A 22974-nucleotide genomic window follows, 5' to 3' on the forward strand; every position below is an offset into this window, starting at 1 on the left:
ATATCTCAAATTCGAAGCCTTCTCAAATATTGGGGAGGCTTTTCTTTTGCGAAGAATCTGGGTTACGTTCGTAGTATACATCCATAGCTACGATAATCGCTACAAACGCCCAAAAAGGAACTGCTGCCTTATCCACATCTAAGAAATTGTTCAAGATTCCGTGTACCAGATAAGTGGTCAAACCCAACAACGTCCCCATCATTAAACCTTTGTTTTCTTTTTGTTCCAATCTATAATAAGTCGTCACTCCTCGATAATAAATAAAGAATATCAACACTAACCATATCGCCAGTCCCGGAACACCCTGTTCGGCCAGTGGTCCAAAATATTCCGAATGCGCATTTCCCAAATCACCGAAATTGGTAGAAATCACAGTTAGATTTGAACTTAATTGATATGGTGCATATAAAAATGCATACGTCCCCGGTCCTGTACCCACCACCGGACTTTCATAAAACATTTGAAACGCAGCACTCCATCTATTCAGACGCTCCAGGTTACTCGCATCCGTAGCGACATTACTCATTGACTCTACGTGTTCAGCTAAATCTCCAGAAGAATCCTGACGGTTTTTTTCCAGCTTATGCATAATCGGTACCCAAAACATAAATAGTAGTGCCACTATTGTGACTCCGGATAATCCAACTATCCACCATCTGATACGCAACTTAATTAAAGCAAATAATGCTACTGCAGCAACCAAACTCACCCATGCCGCACGCGTATACGATAATACGGTACCAATCATAAAAATAGCGGTTAATACTCCAGCTAAAATCTTCGTATTAATTTCCCATTTTAAACTACTGATATGTGCAAACATCGATGGAATAAAAAATGCCATCATGGCCCCATAAGAAGTATGATCGCTAAAAAAAGGCTGCATTACCCAGTGTGCAGCTTGCATATCAAACCCTCTCACATATTGTCTGATAATAGTGTAAATGATTACACCAGACATCGGAACTGCAAACAACCAGGTCAGTTTAATCACATTCTTTCGATTCTTAAACAACAATACGCCTGCAAAAAAGAACGGTACAATAAACCATAATTTGGCAATAAAGAACTTCAATGAAACGACCGGAAGTCTGCTAAAAAGAAATGAAATAAACATCCACATCAACATGACAATAATGGATATGGAAATCGGATTTTTTAAAATTCTACCATCGTAATCTCCCGTAAACAAATTTTTCAGAATAAATACGAGCATGGCTCCAAAGAGTAAAGGTTCCGTGGGCAATGTGAGCCCCATCCCCATTCCAACTTCTTCTAAAGTTAATGAAACCGGAACCAAAAAGAAGATCAGCATCAAGAGCCAATCCAATTTAAACAATGCGATTGCAATAATGGCTAATGCCACAGGCACCGCCATGAAATAAAATATTTCAAAATAGATAAACAGGGCATTAATAATTGCAAATGCCCCAAGAATCTGGTAAAATAACTTATATGATAGTTTGTCTTCCAAATGAAAGGTTACTTCTATTCATTTTTAAGTTGCGCAGCATAGCGGTTGTAATTTTCAACACCGATGATTACTAATACTGCCAATAACAAAGATGCTAATGTTGAAACCAAAACAATTAACCATCTGATTGGATACGCTTTCTTTTCAGCTGGTACAGCTTCGTTTACCACGAATTTCCAGGTTAAATCTTTAGTTGCATCTACTTTAATCTCATCATATTTACCTTTCAATAAAACCAAACGCTCTCTCAAAAACTCCAGATTTTCTGTCATCGATTTTGAAGCTGAACCGTATTTCGCAAGAGTATCTAACTGCATTTGTAACTGATTTACGGCACGCGTATTATTCTCAGCCAAAGCCTGATAATACACCCCGGTAATCATCTCAATCTGCTTCTCATAATCTTGAACACCTTTCTTTCTAAGTACCGTCAATGAGTCATCCAATTGTTTCATGTAACCTACCATACTGTTGTACTCTTCGTCCATAATCTTGTATGCTTCTTGCGCTCTGGCATGGATCATTTCGTTACGCATGGTATCTACCAACGCTGCAATCTCATTCGCCAAAGTAGCCGCCAAATCTTTATCAGTATCCAGTACATCAATTCGAATGGAGTTAAACTCTGTTCTTTTAAAGCTTACGTTGTTTTCCCAGGTCTTTGATAATTTTGTTTGAGCATATTCTTCACCTGGGTCAATTTCGTAGTGCTCCATCATGTTATACTTTGCCCAAAGTCTCCAACGAATTTTATCACTATTCAAAATCTGAAGCATCGCTTCCGCTTGCTCTTCCTCTCCAAATTTTGATAAGTCATTCTTACCCTGCGCATCCTCAGTCATCAAACCTTTAGATAATGATGAGTTATTTGCCGGGAAGAATATCGCGGTAGACAAAAACTTTGGTGTAATCATCAAAGAAACTACAGCTGAAGCCACTGCGGTTACTGCCATTACAATGATCAATGGCTTTCTCCATTTTAATAAAAAGAACAGTAAACTTGATGATGAAAAATCGCTTTCCCGAGTAGAATTGTTTTCAGACATTTAATTGTATTTATTTCTGCGAATAATAGTTGCCAAATGTAAATAAATACGTGTAACGAAATAAGCCTTCTGATATTTTGGCTTATTTGTTTTTAAATAATTAAAAATCACCCACTATGTCAAATACAAAACAATTCTAAACCGCATTCATTTGCTCTAGTTCCGATTTATATTTTTCAGAATACATCACAATCTCCCTGATGATTTCATTACGCTCCTCAAACAAAGCCTTTAATACGTTTCTATCCTTACGCAGCAATCGATTCAATTTGCCCTGTTGACGCATTTGAAAAATCAAACTCAAATATTTTAATGTAAACCTACCAGCCAGATAAACTACCGAAATCAACAAAAACCCAAACCACCAATATCCGATAAAGCTGGAGGCATATACACCCCATCCAATATACCAGATTAAATACAAGACCATCCCAATACTCATTCCAATAGAGCCATGAAATGATGGATCAATCTTAAACCTTCTAAAAATCCAAATCGTTGCGTAATAGGGTAAACTATTCGCCAGAAACCCAAATACAAATACCGGAATGCCTAAAATGATTCTCATATAGTCGTACCAACTTATTTGTCCTACTCCTCTGGATATGGTAGAATCACTAACCCCATAAAAATCTGATCTTCGAATATAATTATCTAAATTTCGAGTGATTATTTCCAATACCTCAGGATGTTTATTCGCATAATATGCCATGCCATCCTGTATTTCCTGATCTAATTTAAACTTATCTTCTAACCCCAGTTTTTGATCATTAGACACACGTAATTCATGTGCAGAAACTCTTCTTACCTTTTCAAAAAGTGCTTCTAATTTTTCGTCTTCCAAATGAATTAGATTCTCCTTCAATCTATCTTCAATAATTTGAGTTAAAGCTTTCGCTTTTTCAAATTCATCTTCTAATTGAAGAGAATCAATATCTAATGTTAAAATAGGCTTTCCTATTCGCACATATAATTCTGATTGAAAAGAATGCGGGTCAGAATAATTCAAGCCTATTGGAATAATTTGCACCTGCACATCATGCCGTTTTTCTGCTCCAAATGCAATTCTAGCTACTCCAGTTTTTAATGGTCGCAGCTTTTTCTCCGTAATCGAGCTCCCTTCCGGAAAAATCAAAATTGATCCGTTATTTGACAAATGCGTAAAACACTTTTCAAATACATCACCATTCTTTGCGGATTTATCGGGTAACGTGTTTGGGCGATATATCGGAATCATGTTAAACAACTTTTGCATCAACCAGGTCACGATTCCTTTTCCCATAAATTCAGCTGCAGCCAAAAAGTACAATTGTGGTCGAACGATCGCACCAATAACCACCGGATCCATCAAAGTGCTAGGATGATTTGCCACAAAAATAATCGGTCCATCATTCGGGATATTTTCTTTCCCGGTTACCTTCAAAACTTTGAAATACGATTTTAGGGTTAATCGCATCAGGTATTTTAAAACAACATAGAGCATTCGCAAAGAATTTGAATTCGCTAAATTAAGGAATCCATCTTTAGGGAAATGTTATTTAAATCTAATATAATCTTAGCTGTGCACTGATGAAATCCATGTTGAAATACTACTTTTACAGCCATACAAATGAAAACAAAAGAGGATGCAAAAAATTCAAAATTATATTAATGGTGAACTCATAGCTCCAAGCAGTGATTTATATATTGATAATATTGAACCTGCTACCGGACAAGTCTATTCACTCATTCCGGATTCTGATGAACGTGATATCGAATTGGCCGTAAAAGCTGCAAAAGATGCGTTTGAATCGTGGGGATCTAAACCAAAAGAATTTAGATCCAATGTAATGCTAAAAGTAGCACAACTCATTGAAGAAAGACTTCCCGAATTGGCTGCTGCGGAAAGTAGAGATAATGGGAAACCTTTAAAACTGGCGACTGCAGTAGATATTCCTCGCGCCAGAGATAACTTTCACTTTTTTGCTACCGGTATATTACACTTTGCATCTGAATCGCATGAAATGGAAGGCGTGGCAATGAACTATACCACCAGACATCCTTTAGGAGTTGTAGGATGTATTTCTCCCTGGAATCTACCACTATATCTATTTACCTGGAAAATTGCTCCGGCCCTGGCTGCCGGAAACTGTGTGGTTGCCAAACCATCTGAAGTAACTCCGATGACAGCTTATCTGCTTTCAGAAATTTGTATTGAAGCCGGAATGCCTCCAGGTGTTTTAAACATTGTACATGGTTTAGGACATAAAGTTGGAGAAGCAATTTCACAAAACGATCATATCAAAGCTATCAGTTTTACTGGTGGGACTAAAACCGGAGCACATATTGCATCCATAGCAGCTCCAAAATTCAAAAAACTATCTTTAGAATTAGGAGGAAAAAATCCAAATATCATTTTTGCTGATGCAGACTTTGACGAAGCATTAAAAACTACAGTTCGCTCTTCATTTGCGAACCAGGGACAAATTTGTTTATGTGGATCGAGAATTTTTGTAGAAAGACCGATCTATGAAAAATTCAGAGATGCTTTTGTAGAACGTGTTCAAAATATGAAAGTAAGTTACCCGAATGATCCGGATGCCAAATTAGGCGCAGTAGTATCAAAACCACATATGGAAAAGGTACTTTCTTACATCGAACTTGCAAAAGAAGAAGGTGGTAAAGTATTGGCTGGAGGACATCAGGTTCAAATGAACGGAGAATATGCGGATGGTTATTATATCGCACCAACGATTATCGAAGGTTTGGCCTACACCTGTAGAACCAATCAAGAAGAAATTTTTGGGCCGGTCGTTACCATTACTCCATTTGACACCGAAGATGAAGTGTTGATGATGGCCAACAGTGTAGAATACGGATTATCTTCTACCATTTGGACAGAAAATCTCAAACGTGCACATCGCGTAGCTAGCAAAGTAGAAGCGGGAATCGTGTGGATCAATTGCTGGTTAGTACGCGATTTAAGAACTCCATTTGGTGGCGTTAAGAATTCTGGAGTAGGTCGAGAAGGTGGTTTTGAAGCCCTGAAATTTTTCACAGAACCTAAAAATGTTTGTATTAAATTTTAACTTCTTCAAATAGATTTTGAAGTACATTTGACGGCATTATTTTCACCACGAAAACGGAATCATAATATGGAAGGGAATATACTGGTTATTGGCGCTTTAGGTCAAGTAGGAAGTGAACTTGTGGAAACCTTGAGAGCTAAATATGGAGCATCTTCTGTGATCGCTGCAGATATTAAAGATGAAGGAGGAACCGGAATCTATGAAAAACTAGATGTTTTAGATGACGCTGCTCTTCGCCAGATTATAGAGAAGCATCAAATTCGAAATGTATTTAATCTTGCCGCATTGCTATCTGCTACTGCTGAAAAGCATCTGGAATATGCTTGGAAATTAAATATGGATGGTCATTTCAATATTTTAAACATTGCCAAGGAAGGCAAATTAGATAAAATCTTCTGGCCAAGCTCTATTGCTGTTTTCGGGCCTACAACACCAAAACAAAATACGCCACAGGATACTGTGATGGATCCAAATACCGTATATGGAATTTCTAAACAAGCTGGAGAGCGTTGGAACGAGTATTATTTTGAGAAGTTTGGTGTTGATGTACGTAGTGTACGTTACCCTGGACTTATCGGATGGAAATCTCTTCCTGGAGGGGGAACAACCGATTATGCTGTAGATATTTTTTATCATGCACGCAAAACCAACTCATATGAGTGTTTTTTGAATAAAAATGCGAGTTTACCTATGATGATGATGGAAGATGCGGTTAGAGCTACTATTGAAATCATGGAGGCACCTTCTGAAAATATCAAAGTCAGATCAAGTTATAATTTATCGGCAGCTTCATTTTCTCCTGCGGAATTGGCCAATGAAATTGCTGAGCAAAAAGAGGGTTTTACGATTTCTTATAAACCGGATGAAAGAGATGCTATTGCTGCATCATGGCCACAAAGCATTGATGACGCTCCTGCGCGTGCCGACTGGGGGTGGAAACATCAATATGGCACCACAGAATTAGTAACAGAAATGTTGGCTCATATTTAAGCATTTAAAAAAATAATTCAATAAAAAAGGCGCTCAATGAGCGCCTTTTTTATTGAATATATTCTGATTTCTATAACGCATTTGCAATACGATATTTCAATCTATTTACGATAAAGTACATTACAGGTACAATGACTAATGTCAAGAAAGTCGCAAACGTCAATCCGAAGATAATTGTCCATGACATAGGTCCCCAGAATTGTACGTTCTCACCACCTACATAGATATGTGGATCTAACTCCGTAAAGAATCCAAAGAAGTCCACGTTCAATCCAACCGCTAATGGTAATAATCCCAATACTGTGGTAATTGCTGTCAACAATACCGGACGTAAACGCGTTTTACCACCTTCTTCAATCGCTTCAACGAAATCAGCAAAAGGTAATTTCTCATCTAAAGACAATCCTTGCTCTTTCTTCTTACGATCCACGATAATATTGGTATAATCTATCAATACAATCGCATTGTTTACCACAATTCCGGCCAGTGAAATGATACCAATCATGGTCATGATCACAACGAAATCCATTTGGAAGATTACCAGACCCAATAATACCCCAATCAATGAGAACAATACAGAAGTACCGATAATCACAGGAGTTGAAGTCGCATTAAATTGAAGAACAATGATGAAGATTATCAATAAAAATGCAATTAAAAGTGCATTACTCAAGAATGCCATCTCCTTAGCCTGTTCCTCTTGTTGCCCAGTAAACTTATAGGTATTCTCTGCTGGGAAATCGTATGAATTTAAAGTCGCTTTAATTTCATTTACCACTTCCGTTGGATTGTACCCTTCAAGAACATTAGAAGAAATAGTAATAATTCTATTCAAATCCTTACGTTTCACTGCACTAAACGTTGATGTCTTTTGCACATCAATCAAAGATGAAATTGGAATTTGAATGATCTTACCGTTATTCATATTCTTAAACGTAATTCTCTGATTGATCAACGCATCCGGATTATCACGGAATATCTTAGCAGATCTGATATTGATCGGATAATCATCCTCTCCATCTTTATACGTAGATACTTCCTTACCGAAAAGCGATGTTCTTAAAGCGCCCCCAATTTGTGCGGTAGATACCCCTAATCTTCTTGCTTTATCTCTATCAATCTTAATTGGCATTTCAGGTTTCCCCTGATCCACATCCAGTTTCAACTCTTCAATACCTCCAATGTTGGCGTTATTGATAAATGTCTTCACTTTATTGGCTTCAGTGATTAATTGTTCATAATCGTCACCTGTAATTTCAATGTTAATTGGTGCCCCAGTAGGCGGTCCATTCGCATCTTTATCAACAGTAATTTTTACTCCTGGTATGCCTTTAAACATTTCTCTAAAGTCAGATAATACATCATTGGTATTAATCAGTTCCTTATCTGTAAACTTATGACGCTCGGTATATTTGACAAACGAAACCGTAATTCTTGCTTTATTAGGAGTTGAGCCAGCGGTAAATCCTTGAGCCGGATCAGAAGTCCCTTTTCCTACTTGTGCAATCACAGAAGATACCAGATAGTTTTCCACTTTTCCAGTTGCTGGATTTACTTCCTCATACTTCTTAATCGCATTCAATACCTTCTTCTCTAAATCCATGGTCAACTTATTGGTTTCTTCAATATCAGTCCCAATAGGTTTTTCAATAAAGATGTTGAGATACTTCGGTTCATTGTTTGGGAAAAACAACACCTTAGGCATAAACGCAATCAGGAATACGATCGATAAGATCAACATACCAAATGTACCTCCTAAGAATTTGTATGCATTTCTACCTCTTAATGCGAATCGGATAAATCTATCATAGATCACCTCTAATCTTGGCATAAACGCATCTTTAAACCAAATACTAGCCGGATAAATCAAATAAGCATTTACAATTAAGAATGTTGCGGTAATACCAATAAAGTTCGCACTTACCGTTTGACCTGTAAAATGATATACAAGGGAAATTCCCATGAAAATCAAATTAGGTATTAAAATTCGTTTCTTATCTGTATCCACTGATAAGAACATCATACGACTCATAACAAACAATAAGACTCCTGAAACGATCACATATGATAATCCTCGTAAAAAGGAAATTAAACCAACAATATCACCTACTTGAAATTCTACGTTATTTGCAGTCATCCCAGGAAGTAATCCTAATAAGAATGCTACAGCCAACCCAAGGTATGATATCATTAACGCTTTTCTGGAGAATACCACATCTTCTTCATGAATTTTCATAAATAAAGTCGTTAACACAGGATTAATGACCAATGCCACAAACAATGAAGAACTCAGTACAATCATAAGGGTAATCGGTAAGTAACGCATAAACTCACCCATCATTCCCGGCCACAATGCCAATGGAACGAATGCGGCTAAAGTAGTTGCTGTAGATGCAATAATCGGCCACGCCACTTCACTTGCTCCTTCTAATGCCGCTTTGGCTGGTGGTAATCCTTCATCCATCAAACGATAGATATTTTCAACTACCACAATACCGTTATCCACCAACATACCTAATGCCAACACCAGAGAGAACAATACCATAATGTTTAGGGTCACTCCTAAAGAACTTAGAATTAAGAACGACAATAACATCGATAATGGAATCGCTACCCCAACGAATAGAGCATTACGCAGACCTAAGAAGAATAACAATACAGCAATTACCAGTACCATTCCGAATAAGATTGAATTCTCTAACTCATTCAACTGGTCTTTTGTTTGATCTGTTTGATCATTCGTAATGGTAATATTCAATCCTTCAGGAAGGTAGTTTTTCTGTGCTTCTTTAATCACCTCGTTAATTGCTGCAGATGCTTCAATTAAGTTTTCTCCTCCACGCTTCTTCACATCCAAACTCACCACAGATTTCATATACTCACGTGCATAACTTTCTTTCTCTTTCTCACCGAAAGAAACTGTTCCTATATCACGTAGATAAACAATGTTTCCATTTTCTCTTCCTACGATAATATCCTGAATGTCATGCCAATCACTAAATTCGCCTACCACACGGATCGAACGCTTAAACCCATCGATAAGTACATTACCACCAGAAACAGTCATATTTTCAAAGTTGATCGCATCCTCTACATTTTGGAAATTGATCTTGGTTGCTTCCATTTTTAGCAGATCCAACTCTACTTTAACCTCCTTATCATTGATTCCTCGAATATCTACTTCGTTAATCTGTGGGATGTCTTCAATTTTATCCTCCAGATACTCCGCATATTCGTTTAGCATATCTAATGAGAAATCTCCGGATAGATTGATATTCAAAATCGGCATCAACTCCGAGAAGTTCATATCAAACACATTTGGATCCGCAGGTAAATCAGAAGGGAAATCAGGGTCGGCCATAGCCACATCCACTTTATCCTTCACTTTTCGCAACGCTTGCTCAGGAGTTACACTAAAATCGAACTTAATCTTAATTGAAGAAACACCTTGCAATGAAGAAGATGTAATTTCATCTATTCCGGTAATCCCTTTTACTTCTTTCTCAATCGGACGGGTAATTAGTTTCTCAATATCCAATGGACTATTCCCCGGGTAGATTGTACTAATGTATATCTCCGGCATTACAATTTCCGGAAATGCTTCTTTTGGCATAGAGTTATACGCTCCTAACCCTGCCAAAAAGATAATCAGAGTCAATACCATCACCGTTGTACGGTTCTTGATTGACATCGCGGTAATACCGAACGGTTTTACCTGTTTCTTTTCTTCTTGATTACTCATATACAATAATTTGCAATAACCAAAAAGGGTTATTTAGTCACTCTAATTAATTGATTATCACTTACACTTCTCGATCCTTTATCAATAATCATATCCTGATCATGTAATCCGGAAAGTACTTCAGTCACTCCATTATAAGTCATCCCTACTTCAATAGGCTTCAGGATGGAATAAGTCGCATCTCCTTCTGTTTTCACTGTGAAAATATAACTATCTCCCTGTGCATTTTCCTGAATCAAACGTGCAGGAATTACTAAAGCTGAATCTTGTTGGTAATCTTGAATCTCTAACATCCCCAATAGATTCGGATACAATTTATTGTTTTGATTTTCCAGATTAATTCTCGCGGTAAATGTTCTGTTCGCAGGGTTAATAAATCTACCGGTCTCATTAATATTTGTTTTTACCGACTCATTAATAGACGGGAACGTCACGTTTACCGGAGTTCCTCTTCCAATTGTTTTAATATACCCTTCCGGAACGTCTGCTTTCAAGTAAACTTTATCCAAATTTACAATACGCATGGTTGCCACTCCAGGGCTTACCAATTGACCATTTTTAATCATGATTTCATCAATGGTTCCAGAAAATGGTGCTGTAACATTCGTCTTACTAATTTGTGCTTTTAAAGTTTCTTTTTTCGTGTTCAAAGCATCCAAATTGTTTTTGGCTCTCAAGTAATCCATTTCAGAACCAATGTTTTGTTTCCAAAGTTTCTCTTGTTTGTTGTAAACATCTTTAGCCAATTCGATCTGAACCTTTACTTCGTCCATACTCTTTCTTAAGATTTCCGAATCAATAGCATATAAAGTCTGACCTTTACTTACTGGTTGACCTTCTTCTACAAAAACTCTGGTGATCTCGCCTTGAGCTGATGGGTATACCAAAGTGTTGTTATCCGTTTGAATAGATCCGTAAATCTTGAAAAAGTGACGGAATGTAGTTCTATCTGCTTTTCTTGCAGTTACATTCACCACTTTTCTCGTGGTATCCAGAGCCGTGATTTGCGCTTCAATTTTAGCCAATTCTGCTCCTAAAGTTCTATATTCAGCCTTAATACTATCTCGCTTTGTATTCAATTCCGTTAGATAGTCTTCGGTAGTCTTAGACGCACATGATGCGGCTACAAAAGCTAAGGATATATATATTAATTTTTTCATCTGATTATATTGAAATGTTGTTGTTTTTAGTAATTGCTTAAAATTCTATCCATTGCCGAACGTGCATTAATCATTTGCATGATAGACTGTATGTAGGCTCCCTGGATTTGGAAAAATTGTATTTGTGCGTTAGCTAAATTCAATGAGGAGGACATTCCTTCCTGATACTTTATGGTTTCTTTATTTACCACCTTTTGCACCAAATCCAGATTGTCTTTCGAATTTTTATATTGATCAATAGCAAATTGATACTCCGACTTTTTAGTCAAGAACTCTACCATTAAACCTTCTTCAGCTTGTCTGGTATCAATTTGAGATTTTTGCCAGTCCAAATCAGCTTGCTGCATCGCGTACCAGCGTTGACCACTACTAAAGATTGGAATATTCATTTGTAATCCCCATACAGAAGTTGGGAACCAATATTCACTCTTTAATGAAAGATCATTAAACTGGTAGTTTTGTTGATACTGGAAAAAACCATTCAAAGTTGGCAAAAATGCCACTTTGGTATTCTTCAAATTCAACTGTTGTAAGTCCTGATTGTTTAAAGCGATTTTGTAATCGATATGTGCATTTACATCAAACGCCTGATTCACAATTGAAGAATCATTTCCATAATTCACAATCTTATCCAGACTATCGGTTAATACAATAGTAGTTGTTGATGGAATACCCATTTTAAACTTTAAAAGATTGTCAGAAATCTCACGTAAACGGTCAGCTCTGTTGAATTCAATTTCTGCCGTTTGCACTAAAATTCTTAACTGGTCTACATCCTGCTCTTTTGCAAAACCACTTTGATATAAAGCCTGGGTCTCAGTCAATGTTTTTTCAAGATAGTCCTTATTCCCTTTTAAGGTCTCATAGTTTTCTCTTGAAACAATGGCATTACCATATGCAATGGTCACTTCATCCTTGATTTCACGCTCAGATTTTATCACCATTTTCTCGCTCATATCACGATACACCTTCGCAGCCTGTAATCCAACAATATAAGAACCATTAAATAATAACTGGTTCAATTGTAAAGTACCTCCTACATTGTAATCTGTACCAAATTGGATTGGAACCAATTCCCCGCTACTTGGATTAGTAAAATCCGGAGCTAAAGATGTTGGAATTTCCAGGAAGTTTTTAAAATCAGCCGTAGCAGAAATTTGTGGTAAACCAATAGCGGTTGTTTCCTTTAATTTCTTCTCAGCCATGGCCTGATCTAAAACAGCTTTACGCGTGCTATAACTATGCTCTACCGCGTAAGTTCTAGCTTGTTCTAATGAGAATTCAAGCTGTTCAGCTTGTCCGTACACACTACCTATACTCAAAATGGTAAGTAGTGCGACAAACACACTGATTTGTTTAATTTTATTCATGTATGTTAACTTAAATATTGATTGATTAATTTGATTCCTTTTTCATTTGCAATCCCTCTGATGTGATAGTTGAATATCTGGAAATAATATTCAGACATCGCAATACCACTGGATAAGAATTTTGTGTTTTGAAAAATTCCCTGTACCACCGATACATAAATTTCTGCAATAAGATCTATATTCATATCATCTCTATACAGACCTTCATCTATACCTTGTTGGAGATTGCTTTTTGTAACTTCTAGTATGGTTTTATCTTCAAAATTTCTGATAATCGCCCAGGCTTCCGGGTGATATTTTTGAAGGTCGTAAAAAATGGAAGGATGAATCTGTTTCATTTTTTCCCCTGCGATCTTACTGAAGTTAATCACTTCCTCAACCGCATTACTTGAAACATCACAGGCTTCATTTATTTCGCACTCATTGGTTTCAATGTGAAATAGAATACACTTCTTCACCAAATCATTTTTGTCAGACACATAGTTATATAATGTCTTCTTTGATATTCCCAACTTGCTGGCAATATCATTCATCGTTAAACTTTTTATACCAAAACTTAAAAAGATTTGAGATGCTTTAATAATTAATTCTTTCTCTTTTTCACTCATCGGCCGCAAATGTAAATCGCATTTCCGATATAGGAAACGTTTTTCGGGTAAAATGTTTCCTAAGTAACGTTAAAAAACTCAAAAGCCAATTAAATACTTAAATAACAGTGTTTTAAGCATGATTTTGTTTTATCACATTTTTACACTTTTTTGGATGAATGGCAACTTCAAATACTTGAAGAGTGAAAAAAGAGCACAAAAAAAGCCGCTAAAAAGCGGCTTTTCAATAGTATATCTTGTTGAACCTTACTTTACTAAAGTTCCCACATTTTCTCCATTCGCTAATTTGATCAGATTGCCTCCTGAATCCATATCAAATACCATAATTGGCAGACCATTTTCTTTACACAATGCAAATGCAGTCAAATCCATTACACTTAATCCCTTATCAATACATTCCTGATAAGATACAGTATCATATTTGGTCGCATTTGGATCTTTTTCCGGATCTGCAGAATAGATACCATCTACACGTGTTCCTTTTAACATCACCTCTGCACCAATTTCACTTGCTCTTAACGCTGCAGCAGTATCAGTAGTAAAATATGGATTACCTGTACCTGCACCAAAAATCACCACACGACCTTTTTCCAAATGGCGTGTTGCTCTTCTTTTGATAAAAGGCTCCGCAATTTGCTCCATTTTGATTGCGGATAACAAACGAGTTTTCACCCCACATGCTTCTAATGATGATTGTAAAGCCATACTATTAATCATAGTCGCCAACATTCCCATGTAATCACCCTGCACACGATCAATAGCTCCATCTTCTTCCTGAATACCCCTAAAGATATTTCCGCCTCCAATTACAATAGCTACTTCAACTCCAGCATCTACCAATTCTTTAATTTCTTTGGAATAGCCTGACAATCTGTTATGATCAATTCCGAACTGTTTCTCTCCCAATAAAGATTCACCGCTTAATTTCAGTAAAACTCGTTTAAATTTCATTCTTTGTTTTTATAAATGATACGATTTGCGAAAATTAGGACAAAAAAAAGAGAGATTGAAACAATCTCTCTTTTTTAATTCCTCTATCATATTAAGACAATGATACTCTAGAAAACTCAGTAACTGTAAGTCCTTTGCTTACACCATCTAAGTATTTCTGAACAGATGATTTATTGTCTTTAATAAATGCTTGATCTAATAAAGTAGCTTCTTTGAAGAATTTACCTAAACGACCTTGAGCAATTTTATCTGCCATTGCCTCTGGTTTACCTTCTTGAATAGCTAAATCTCTACCAATTTCTAATTCCTTAGCGATAATATCTTCTGGAATAGAATCTTTGTTTAATGCTACAGGATTCATAGCCGCTACTTGCATAGCTACATCTTTACCTGCATCAGCAACATTATCACCAGCCTGGTTCAAACCTACCAAAGTAGCCACCTGGTTTCCCGGGTGATTGTAAGCTACAACTGTATCAGCAGCAATATGGCTTACAGCAGACAAATCTAACTTTTCACCAATTTTACCAATTTGATCAGTAATAGCAGCTTCAACAGTTAATCCATCGAAATCTTGAGTTTTCAACTCATCGATAGATTTTGCTCCTGAATTTAAAGCGATCTCAGCTAATTTTGTTACCAAAGAATTGAAGTTTGCATTCTTTGCAACGAAATCAGTTTCACAGTTCAAACGAACAACAACACCGTTAGTTCCATTTGACATTGAAACAGCTAAACCTTCCTTAGCTTCATTATCACCTCTTTTTGCAGCAACTTTTTGTCCTTTCTTTCTTAGGATTTCAATCGCTTTTTCTGCATCACCCTCAGCTTCTACAAGGGCTTTTTTACAGTCCATCATTCCTGCACCCGTTTGCTTACGTAGTGCATTTACTTCTGCGGCAGTAATTTTCATTGTAAAATTTTATTAGAATTATTTTTCGGCAACAGCTTCGTCAGCTGGAGCACTTTTTTCTTCTGTAGCTTCTTCTTTCTTCTCAGCTTTTGGCGCAGCAGGAGCATCTTTTGCAGCTGCTTTTGCTGAATTACGCTCTTTTAATCCTTCGATTACAGCATCAGCCAATGCACCTACGATTACATCAATTGAAGATGATGCATCATCATTTGCAGGAATTGGAAAATCGATTGTAGAAGGATCTGTATTGGTATCTACCATAGCGAATGTAGGGATACCTAATTTGATTGCTTCAGATGTTGCAATGTTCTCACGGTTAATATCCACGATGAAAATTGCAGCTGGTAAACGTGTCAAATCTTTAATCGGACCTAAGTTACGATTTAATTTTTCACGTTGACGGCTCATCATTAAACGCTCACGTTTCGCAATGTTAGTAGAATTTGGATCAGCCAATAGCTTATCGATGTTATCCATTTTTCTAATCGCTTTACGAATAGTAGAGAAATTGGTTAACATACCCCCTGGCCAACGCTCAGTTACATACGGCATTCCTGCTCTTTCTGCATGCTTAGAAACGATAGCTTTAGCTTGTTTTTTTGTAGCTACAAACATGATCTTACGACCAGATTTAGCCATTTGTCTCATGGCAGCTGCAGCTTCCTCAAGTTTAGCTTGAGTTTTATTTAAATCAATAATATGGATTCCGTTTTTCTTCATGAAGATATACGGAGCCATTTTGGGATTCCACTTACGAGAAAGGTGTCCGAAGTGTACACCTGCTTCCATAAGTTCTTTATATGATACTTTTGACATTTTTTTACTTTTAATTTTGTTCACTTTCTTTTTACCCAGCGGCAACTCTCAAGTATTGCATCAACAGTCTTGAAAGTTTAGATTCTGAACCCAAAAACGGATTAACGTTTTGAGAATTGGAATTTTTTACGCGCTTTTGGTTGTCCGAATTTCTTACGTTCAACCATTCTAGGATCTCTGGTCATCAAGCTTTCAGCTTTCAATAATGGCTTATACTCAGCATCAATTTTCACTAATGCTCTAGAAATTGCCAATCTGATCGCTTCTACTTGACCTGTAGTACCACCACCTTTTACATTAACTTTAACATCGTATTTTTCAACTGTTTCAGTTAATTCGAATGGTCTGAATAACTTAGCTCTTTGTGTAGCTAATGGAAAGAAGTTTTCTGGTGTACGACCGTTGATAGTTACTGCTCCATTTCCTGAAGACAAGTAAACACGAGCAACAGAACTTTTTCTTCTTCCTAATGCGTTGATCATTTCCATATTATAATTCTACTTTTGTCGGTTTTTGTGCTTCATGTGCATGCTCAGTTCCAGCATATACATGCATATTTTTATAGATCGCTCTTCCTAATTTGTTTTTTGGAAGCATTCCTTTTACAGCACTTTCAAAAACTTTTGTAGGCTTTTTATCCATCACCTCATCCGCAGTCAAAGTTCTTTGACCACCTGGGTATCCAGTGTGACGAATGTAAGTTTTAGTTGTAGCCTTTGTTCCTGTTAATCTGATTTTGTCTGCATTTAATACAACAACATAATCACCAGTGTCTGAATGAGGCGTGTAAGCAGGCTTATGCTTACCTCTTAGCAATTTTGCTACCTCAGATGCAGCACGACCTAATACTAGGTTCTCTACATCTACAACCAACCATTTTTTATCGGCTGATTCTTTGTTGACCGATTTGGTCTTGTAACTTAAAGTATCCAATGTGTTACGCTTTAATTCAATTCATTAATCCAATTCCCCGAAAAAATCGGGCTGCAAAGATAGATTTTTAATCTTTTCAAACAAGCAGTTATTAACAATCAATTTAAAACATTTTTAAACCCGCTTAAATTTCGCGCAAAAATATGGCTTTCAGAGAGTTTAATCCCACTTTTCAATGTGATCATTTTGGGTGTGGTCAAAAAATGAGTTCTTGTTCACTGTTTTTTGATGTTTTTGCACAATGGTGAAAACCTGCATTTTATACTAAAACTATAAATTCCTGTTGTTTTTCACAATTTCAGCTTTTCTTATGTTCATTTCGTTCGAATAGAATTCTTTTTCACGGTAACTTGTGTTACGTTACACCTCATTTATAGCCCGTAATTTTGGCCAAATTTATTTTGACAATGAAATCTACATATATATCTGTTTTACTCGCAATTCCTTTTTTATACGTATCATGTTCTGATACTCCTTCTCAACGTCAAAAAGAACGAACTACCAAAAAATCGGTAAAAGTCGCATCGGTCTCACAAAAAGGTGTTTTCAAAAATCTATCCGCTAAAGAATTTCATGACCAAATTTCATCTGGCGAAGGAATTATACTGGATGTCAGAACGCCACAAGAAACTCAAAGAGGAGCGATTCAAAATGCCAGCTTTATCAGTTTAAATGATCCCAAATTCATCCAAAAGATCAACGTGATGCAAAAGGATCAACCTATTTTTATATACTGCGCATCAGGTAGTAGAAGTTATCGTGCCAGTCAAATTATGATTCAAAACGGATTTAAGGTAGTATACAATTTAAATGGTGGAATCATTGCCTGGAATAGTTCCGGTTTTCCTATTGTACGCCCCTCCTCCTCTTCTTCATCAGAAGCCAAACAACTTTCAATAGATGAGTTCAATCACATTATTAATAAAGACCAACCCGTACTGATTGACTTTAATACGGCCTGGTGTGCTCCATGTAAAAAAATGAGTCCCATCATTGATCAACTAAAAAAGGAATATGGTCAAAAAGCGACCATTTCTAAAATAGATGTAGATCAAAATACGGATGTTGCAAAAAAAATGGGCGTTCGTGGTGTTCCTGTTTTTGTATTGTTTAGAAATGGAAAAGAGGTCTGGAGACATTCCGGGGTAATTACCAAATCAGATCTAAAAAAGGTTATCGACAAAGAAATCCAGAATTAAGATTATGCTCTATTTGGTTTATCAAAATAAAAAAGGTCATCAATATTGATGACCTTTTTTATTTTGAATATTTAAGTCCTTATTACAAGGTACCTCTGTTTGCTTGTTCTCTTTCAATCGCTTCAAATAATGCTTTGAAGTTACCTACTCCGAAAGATTGTGCTCCTTTACGTTGGATAATCTCAAAGAACATTGTTGGACGATCTACAACTGGTTTAGTAAACAATTGTAACAAGTATCCTTCATCATCACGATCAATCAAGATTCCATGTTTTTTCAATACTTCTACATCCTCATCAATATCGCCAACACGCTCTAACAAATCATCATAATAAGTTTCTGGAACATATAGGAACTCCACACCACGGTCACGCATTGCAGATACTGTTGCTACAATATCATTAGTCGCTACAGCGATATGCTGAACACCCGGTCCTTTGTAGAAATCAATATATTCCTCAATTTGAGATTTCTTCTTTCCTTCTGCCGGCTCGTTAATAGGGAATTTGATACGTCCGTTACCGTTACTCATCACCTTACTCATCAAAGCAGTATAATCAGTAGAAATGTCGTCATCCGTAAACGAAACGATTTGCGCAAACCCCATCACTTTCGCGTAGAACTCACACCATTCTTTCATTTCACCCCAATCTACATTTCCTACCATGTGGTCAATATATTTTAACCCTACTGGCTCTGGATTGTAATGAGACTCCCATTTCACATAACCTGGTAAGAATACTCCATTGTAATTCTTACGCTCTACAAAAATGTGAACTGTTTCTCCATATGTATGGATACCTGCTCTTACGACTTCACCATGCGCGTCTTTTTCAACGGTTGGTTCCATGAAAGATTTCGCTCCGCGTTTTGTAGTTTCTTCCCAGGCTGAACGTGCATCTTCTACCCAAAGCGCTACCACTTTTACTCCGTCACCATGTTTATCGATGTGCGCATTAATTGCACCTCCTGGCTCCAATGGAGTAGTTAATACCAAACGAATTTTATCTTGTTTTAATACGTAAGAAACACGATCTTTCACTCCAGTTTCCATTCCACAAAATGCTTCGGACTGGAATCCAAATGCGGTTTTATAAAAGTGTGCAGATTGTTTTGCATTCCCAACATACAACTCTACATAGTCCGTACCTAGTAATGGCAAAAAGTCTTCTGCTTCCTCAAATAACTTTTCTAACCCGTACTCCGTATTCTGGAGGTTTTTTAAATTTTTAATCTCTGCCATATCGATCTTATTTGTCTAAATTGATTGTTTAGTGATTATTCCATGATTTATAATAGTCCGGATCTGATATTTCCACACCTACTTTTGTAATCATTAAAGGTGCAAATGTATCTACCATTACTGCTAATTCTTCTGTTTCTGTTTTACCAATACTTCTTTCAGCAGCACCTGGATGTGGACCGTGAACTAATCCAGCTGGGTGCAAAGATATATGACCTGCTTCAATATCGTTACGACTCATGAAATCTCCATCCACATAATACAACAATTCATCAGAATCAATATTGCTATGGTTATATGGAGCAGGAATTGCTTCCGGATGATAATCGTATAAACGTGGCACAAAAGAACAAATCACAAATGAAGCTGCTTCAAATGTTTGGTGAATTGGAGGTGGCAAGTGAATTCTACCTGTGATTGGTTCAAAATCATGGATAGAAAACTTGTAAGGGAAATTATACCCATCCCATCCTACAACATCAAATGGATGGCTTGCATATACCACTTCATGAATTACATCTTGCTTACGGATTTTCACCATAAACTCGCCAAGTTCATCATGTGTTTCTAATTCTGAAGGGCCATGAATATCTCTTTCACAGAATGGAGAATGTTCCAAAAGTTGTCCGAAGTTATTACGGTATCTTTTTGGTGTAAAAACAGGATCGGTACTTTCTACAATAAACAATCTGTTTTCTTCTGTATCAAATTGAATTTGGTATACCATTCCTCTTGGCACTACCAAGTAATCACCATATTCAAAAGAAATATTTCCCATTAAGGTCTTTAAAGTACCGGTACCTTTATGAATAAATATCACTTCATCAGAATCTGCATTTTTAAAGAAATATTCTGTCATTGACTTTTGCGGTGCTGCTAATGTGATATTAACAGTTGCGTTAGTCAGCACTGTTTTTCTACTCTCCAAATAATCTGCTTCAGGTTTAATTTGAAACCCTTTCATACGGGTCATTTTCAAATTACGTTCCACAGCTATTTCAGGAGCCACAGAATACTCTTTCCCATATCTCGACACAATTGTTGGTGGATGCATATGGTATAAGTTTGATGTCATTCCTGCAAACCCTGCAGTACCAAATACCTGCTCACTGATCAACTCTCCATTCTCTTTTCTATTGACAGTGTGCCTCTTAGCCGGTACTTTTCCTAATTTCTGATAAAATGGCATATTCTATTATTTTTTACGTTCACGGCAAATATGGTGTTAATGTTTTCAAAAAAACATGATTTCTATCAGTCCGTCATTTATATCTAATTGTGATTTATATCTTTACAAAATGTTTCAACTCGAACGCACAAAACAGCTGGTATCACTGACCTTTTTATGGGTTCTATTCTTATGTGCTGCACCTGCTTTTGGTCAATATTCGCTTGGGTTAGACAAAAAAGGGAAAGTTAAACGCATCCATTTTTATGCAGGTGATCATATTAAAATCAAATTGTTAACCAAAGAAAAAGTCGTTGGCCGAATTGATGCTATTTATGATTCTTCTTTTGTGATCGAAGGGCGTAAAATTAACCTCACAGATGTCGATCGGGTATATAGTGTGAGAAAGGGCTTAAGATTTTTAGGAGGCGCCCTGGTGGTATCTGGTTCTTTTTTCTTCACGTTAGATGCCATTAATAATATTTTAAATTATAGTGCACGTGGATATGTGATCAGTAATTCAGTTTGGCTCCCTTCGGCTATAGCAGTAGGCACGGGAGCAATTATTTACTTTTTTAGCACCCGAAGGACCAAGGTAGCCGGAAAAGGAAATTTCAGAGTATTCAACACTTCTCCAATCCCTATCACCGATCAAAACACAGAGCCATGAAATATCTTATCATTTTCGCATTTTTGATTTCCACTTCATGTGCCAATCAAAAGATCATTGAATCTCAACCCGATCCTGTTCCTACGCAAACACAAAAATGTGATGACGGTGTTTCAGCCACACTCAAAAAAATACAATTAGATGGTTGTAATTGGGTGATTGAGTTAGATCAAGAGGAAAAACTAGAACCTCAAAACATTAGAGACTTCCTTTCAGAATCTGACTTTAGCTCATCAAAAGAGTTTAAGGTTAAAATCCAGTATTACGAGACGAAATCTGCCAGCATTTGTATGGTGGGGAAAACTATCGCGATTACTTGTTTGGAAATTGTGCCTTAATTGTGTCATAATCTGATCGAATTCTAATGCTTTTAACTCTTTAACATTTCCGCATGATATACTTTTGCGGTCATGAAAAATCAGGTTCAAAATCTTTCCATTGGTGATTTCACTTATGAATTACCAGCTGATAGAATTGCAAAGAAACCAGCAGAGAATAGATCTGGATCAAAATTATTGATTTACGAGAATCAACATATTTCGGAGTCTACATTTGATCAGCTTCCACAAGTTTTAGATCCAAATTCTCATTTAGTATTTAACAATACAAAAGTTGTTCAGGCGCGGATCATTTTCCAGAACCGAAATGGTCGTGATATTGAAATTTTCTGTCTGGAACCCGCTGGAGAAAATATCGACTTGAGTATTGCCATGTCCACTCAAAAAAGCACACAATGGATTTGCTTAGTGGGAGGAGCTAAAAAATGGAAGGAGCCTTTTTTAGCTATTTCCGATCAAAATGGTTTTGAACTCAAAGCAGAGCTTACTGAAAGATTGGATGGTGAATTTCTCATTACATTTAACTGGACACCTGAACAATTGACTTTTTCTGAGGTTTTGGAAAATGTAGGTAAGATTCCCTTACCGCCATATATCAAAAGGGATGTCACGGATTCTGATAAAGACCGATATCAAACGGTCTTTGCCAAAGAAGAAGGTTCAGTTGCAGCTCCAACTGCGGGGCTACATTTCACAAAGAATATTCTCCACCAACTCCAAAGTCAACAAATTTCATCCTCACAAATTACATTACATGTGGGAGCCGGAACCTTCAAACCGGTATCTTCAGATACCATGAAAGATCATCCCATGCACGCAGAATGGATAGAAGTAGATCTTTCTACTATTCAGGAATTGGCTACTACCGACAAAAGGATCACACCGGTTGGAACGACATCTATGCGTACCTTAGAAAGTTTATATTGGTTTGGTGTAAAAATATTGACTCATCCAGAAACTAATCTCTCCGAACTAGGACAATGGGACGCTTATGAACTTCCTCAAGATTATTCTAAAACAGAAGCTCTAAATGCACTTGCTGGTTATCTTGAAGCAAATAAAGTCACGCATTTTATGGCAAAGTCCAGATTAATCATTGCTCCAGGATATACGCCAAGAATTTGTGGTGCTTTGATCACCAACTTCCACCAACCGGGTAGTACTCTTTTACTATTGGTTTCAGCATTGGTTGGTGAAAATTGGAAAGACATCTACCAATACGCACTTCAAAATGATTTCCGTTTCTTAAGTTACGGGGATTCGAATTATTTAAAGTTTTAAAACG

Annotated in this window: 20 protein-coding genes; 6 read left to right on the forward strand and 14 right to left on the reverse strand. The window is 36.8% G+C overall.

Annotated features, from left to right (window positions below; all coding sequences use genetic code 11):
- Positions 1-22: 22 nt before the first annotated feature.
- The 3 genes from KFE94_05755 to KFE94_05765 all read right to left on the reverse strand — a co-directional run bounded on the left by KFE94_05755 (position 23) and on the right by KFE94_05765 (position 3976).
- Positions 23-1378, reverse strand: a complete 1356-nt coding sequence (locus KFE94_05755; GenBank protein ID UTW67614.1) for an O-antigen ligase family protein — start codon at positions 1376-1378, stop codon at positions 23-25.
- Positions 1379-1488: 110 nt separating this feature from the next.
- A complete protein-coding gene (locus KFE94_05760) occupies positions 1489-2520 on the reverse strand; it encodes a hypothetical protein (protein UTW67615.1) in 1032 nt (343 codons plus the stop codon).
- Between the two features lie 136 nt (positions 2521-2656).
- A complete protein-coding gene (locus KFE94_05765; GenBank protein UTW67616.1) occupies positions 2657-3976 on the reverse strand; it encodes a 1-acyl-sn-glycerol-3-phosphate acyltransferase in 1320 nt (439 codons plus the stop codon).
- Between the two features lie 169 nt (positions 3977-4145).
- Here KFE94_05765 and KFE94_05770 point away from each other — a divergent pair, with 169 nt between their 5' ends.
- Both KFE94_05770 and KFE94_05775 read left to right on the forward strand, forming a co-directional pair.
- Entirely contained in the window at positions 4146-5588 is a 1443-nt protein-coding gene (locus KFE94_05770) for an aldehyde dehydrogenase (GenBank protein ID UTW67617.1), read from the forward strand.
- A gap of 66 nt (positions 5589-5654) precedes the next feature.
- Positions 5655-6578, forward strand: a complete 924-nt coding sequence (locus KFE94_05775) for an NAD-dependent epimerase/dehydratase family protein (protein ID UTW67618.1) — start codon at positions 5655-5657, stop codon at positions 6576-6578.
- A 70-nt stretch (positions 6579-6648) separates the two neighbouring features.
- Here KFE94_05775 and KFE94_05780 read toward each other — a convergent pair whose 3' ends face one another.
- The 9 genes from KFE94_05780 to rplM all read right to left on the reverse strand — a co-directional run bounded on the left by KFE94_05780 (position 6649) and on the right by rplM (position 17071).
- Positions 6649-10320, reverse strand: a complete 3672-nt coding sequence (locus tag KFE94_05780; GenBank protein ID UTW67619.1) for an efflux RND transporter permease subunit — start codon at positions 10318-10320, stop codon at positions 6649-6651.
- Positions 10321-10349: 29 nt separating this feature from the next.
- Positions 10350-11480 carry an efflux RND transporter periplasmic adaptor subunit gene (locus tag KFE94_05785; protein ID UTW67620.1) on the reverse strand — a complete coding sequence of 377 codons (1131 nt, stop codon included), beginning with the start codon at positions 11478-11480 and terminating at the stop codon, positions 10350-10352.
- 26 nt (positions 11481-11506) lie between these two features.
- Positions 11507-12850: a TolC family protein gene (locus KFE94_05790; GenBank protein UTW67621.1), complete on the reverse strand. Its 1344-nt coding sequence runs from the start codon at positions 12848-12850 to the stop codon at positions 11507-11509.
- Positions 12851-12855: 5 nt separating this feature from the next.
- Positions 12856-13458: a TetR/AcrR family transcriptional regulator gene (locus KFE94_05795; protein ID UTW67622.1), complete on the reverse strand. Its 603-nt coding sequence runs from the start codon at positions 13456-13458 to the stop codon at positions 12856-12858.
- A 246-nt stretch (positions 13459-13704) separates the two neighbouring features.
- The gene (locus tag KFE94_05800) at positions 13705-14409 is read right to left on the reverse strand and encodes a UMP kinase (protein ID UTW67623.1); all 705 of its coding nucleotides are present in this window, start codon (positions 14407-14409) and stop codon (positions 13705-13707) included.
- A 91-nt stretch (positions 14410-14500) separates the two neighbouring features.
- Positions 14501-15322 (reverse strand): elongation factor Ts, encoded by an 822-nt coding sequence (locus KFE94_05805; GenBank protein ID UTW67624.1) that lies wholly within the window; start codon positions 15320-15322, stop codon positions 14501-14503.
- A gap of 18 nt (positions 15323-15340) precedes the next feature.
- Entirely contained in the window at positions 15341-16138 is a 798-nt protein-coding gene (gene rpsB / locus KFE94_05810; GenBank protein ID UTW67625.1) for a 30S ribosomal protein S2, read from the reverse strand.
- 101 nt (positions 16139-16239) lie between these two features.
- Complete coding sequence (gene rpsI / locus KFE94_05815) at positions 16240-16626, reverse strand: 30S ribosomal protein S9 (protein UTW67626.1); 387 nt, start codon at positions 16624-16626, stop codon at positions 16240-16242.
- Position 16627: 1 nt separating this feature from the next.
- The gene (rplM, locus tag KFE94_05820) at positions 16628-17071 is read right to left on the reverse strand and encodes a 50S ribosomal protein L13 (GenBank protein ID UTW67627.1); all 444 of its coding nucleotides are present in this window, start codon (positions 17069-17071) and stop codon (positions 16628-16630) included.
- A 407-nt stretch (positions 17072-17478) separates the two neighbouring features.
- Between rplM and trxA the strand changes: the two genes are divergently transcribed.
- Entirely contained in the window at positions 17479-18270 is a 792-nt protein-coding gene (gene trxA, locus KFE94_05825) for a thioredoxin (protein ID UTW67628.1), read from the forward strand.
- A gap of 82 nt (positions 18271-18352) precedes the next feature.
- Here the strand turns inward: trxA and hppD are convergent, their stop codons facing one another.
- Positions 18353-19513, reverse strand: coding sequence for a 4-hydroxyphenylpyruvate dioxygenase (gene hppD / locus KFE94_05830; GenBank protein ID UTW67629.1), 1161 nt, complete (start codon positions 19511-19513; stop codon positions 18353-18355).
- A 28-nt stretch (positions 19514-19541) separates the two neighbouring features.
- A complete protein-coding gene (locus tag KFE94_05835; GenBank protein ID UTW67630.1) occupies positions 19542-20702 on the reverse strand; it encodes a homogentisate 1,2-dioxygenase in 1161 nt (386 codons plus the stop codon).
- A 109-nt stretch (positions 20703-20811) separates the two neighbouring features.
- Between KFE94_05835 and KFE94_05840 the strand changes: the two genes are divergently transcribed.
- The 3 genes from KFE94_05840 to KFE94_05850 all read left to right on the forward strand — a co-directional run bounded on the left by KFE94_05840 (position 20812) and on the right by KFE94_05850 (position 22970).
- The gene (locus KFE94_05840; protein UTW67631.1) at positions 20812-21351 is read left to right on the forward strand and encodes a hypothetical protein; all 540 of its coding nucleotides are present in this window, start codon (positions 20812-20814) and stop codon (positions 21349-21351) included.
- Complete coding sequence (locus tag KFE94_05845; protein ID UTW67632.1) at positions 21348-21689, forward strand: hypothetical protein; 342 nt, start codon at positions 21348-21350, stop codon at positions 21687-21689. The genes KFE94_05840 and KFE94_05845 overlap by 4 nt, the downstream gene beginning before the upstream one ends.
- A 72-nt stretch (positions 21690-21761) precedes the next feature.
- Positions 21762-22970, forward strand: coding sequence for an S-adenosylmethionine:tRNA ribosyltransferase-isomerase (locus KFE94_05850; GenBank protein UTW67633.1), 1209 nt, complete (start codon positions 21762-21764; stop codon positions 22968-22970).
- Positions 22971-22974 lie beyond the last annotated feature (4 nt).

The sequence above is a fragment of the bacterium SCSIO 12643 genome, assembly GCA_024398135.1.
Lineage (GTDB): Bacteria > Bacteroidota > Bacteroidia > Flavobacteriales_G > Salibacteraceae > CAJXZP01.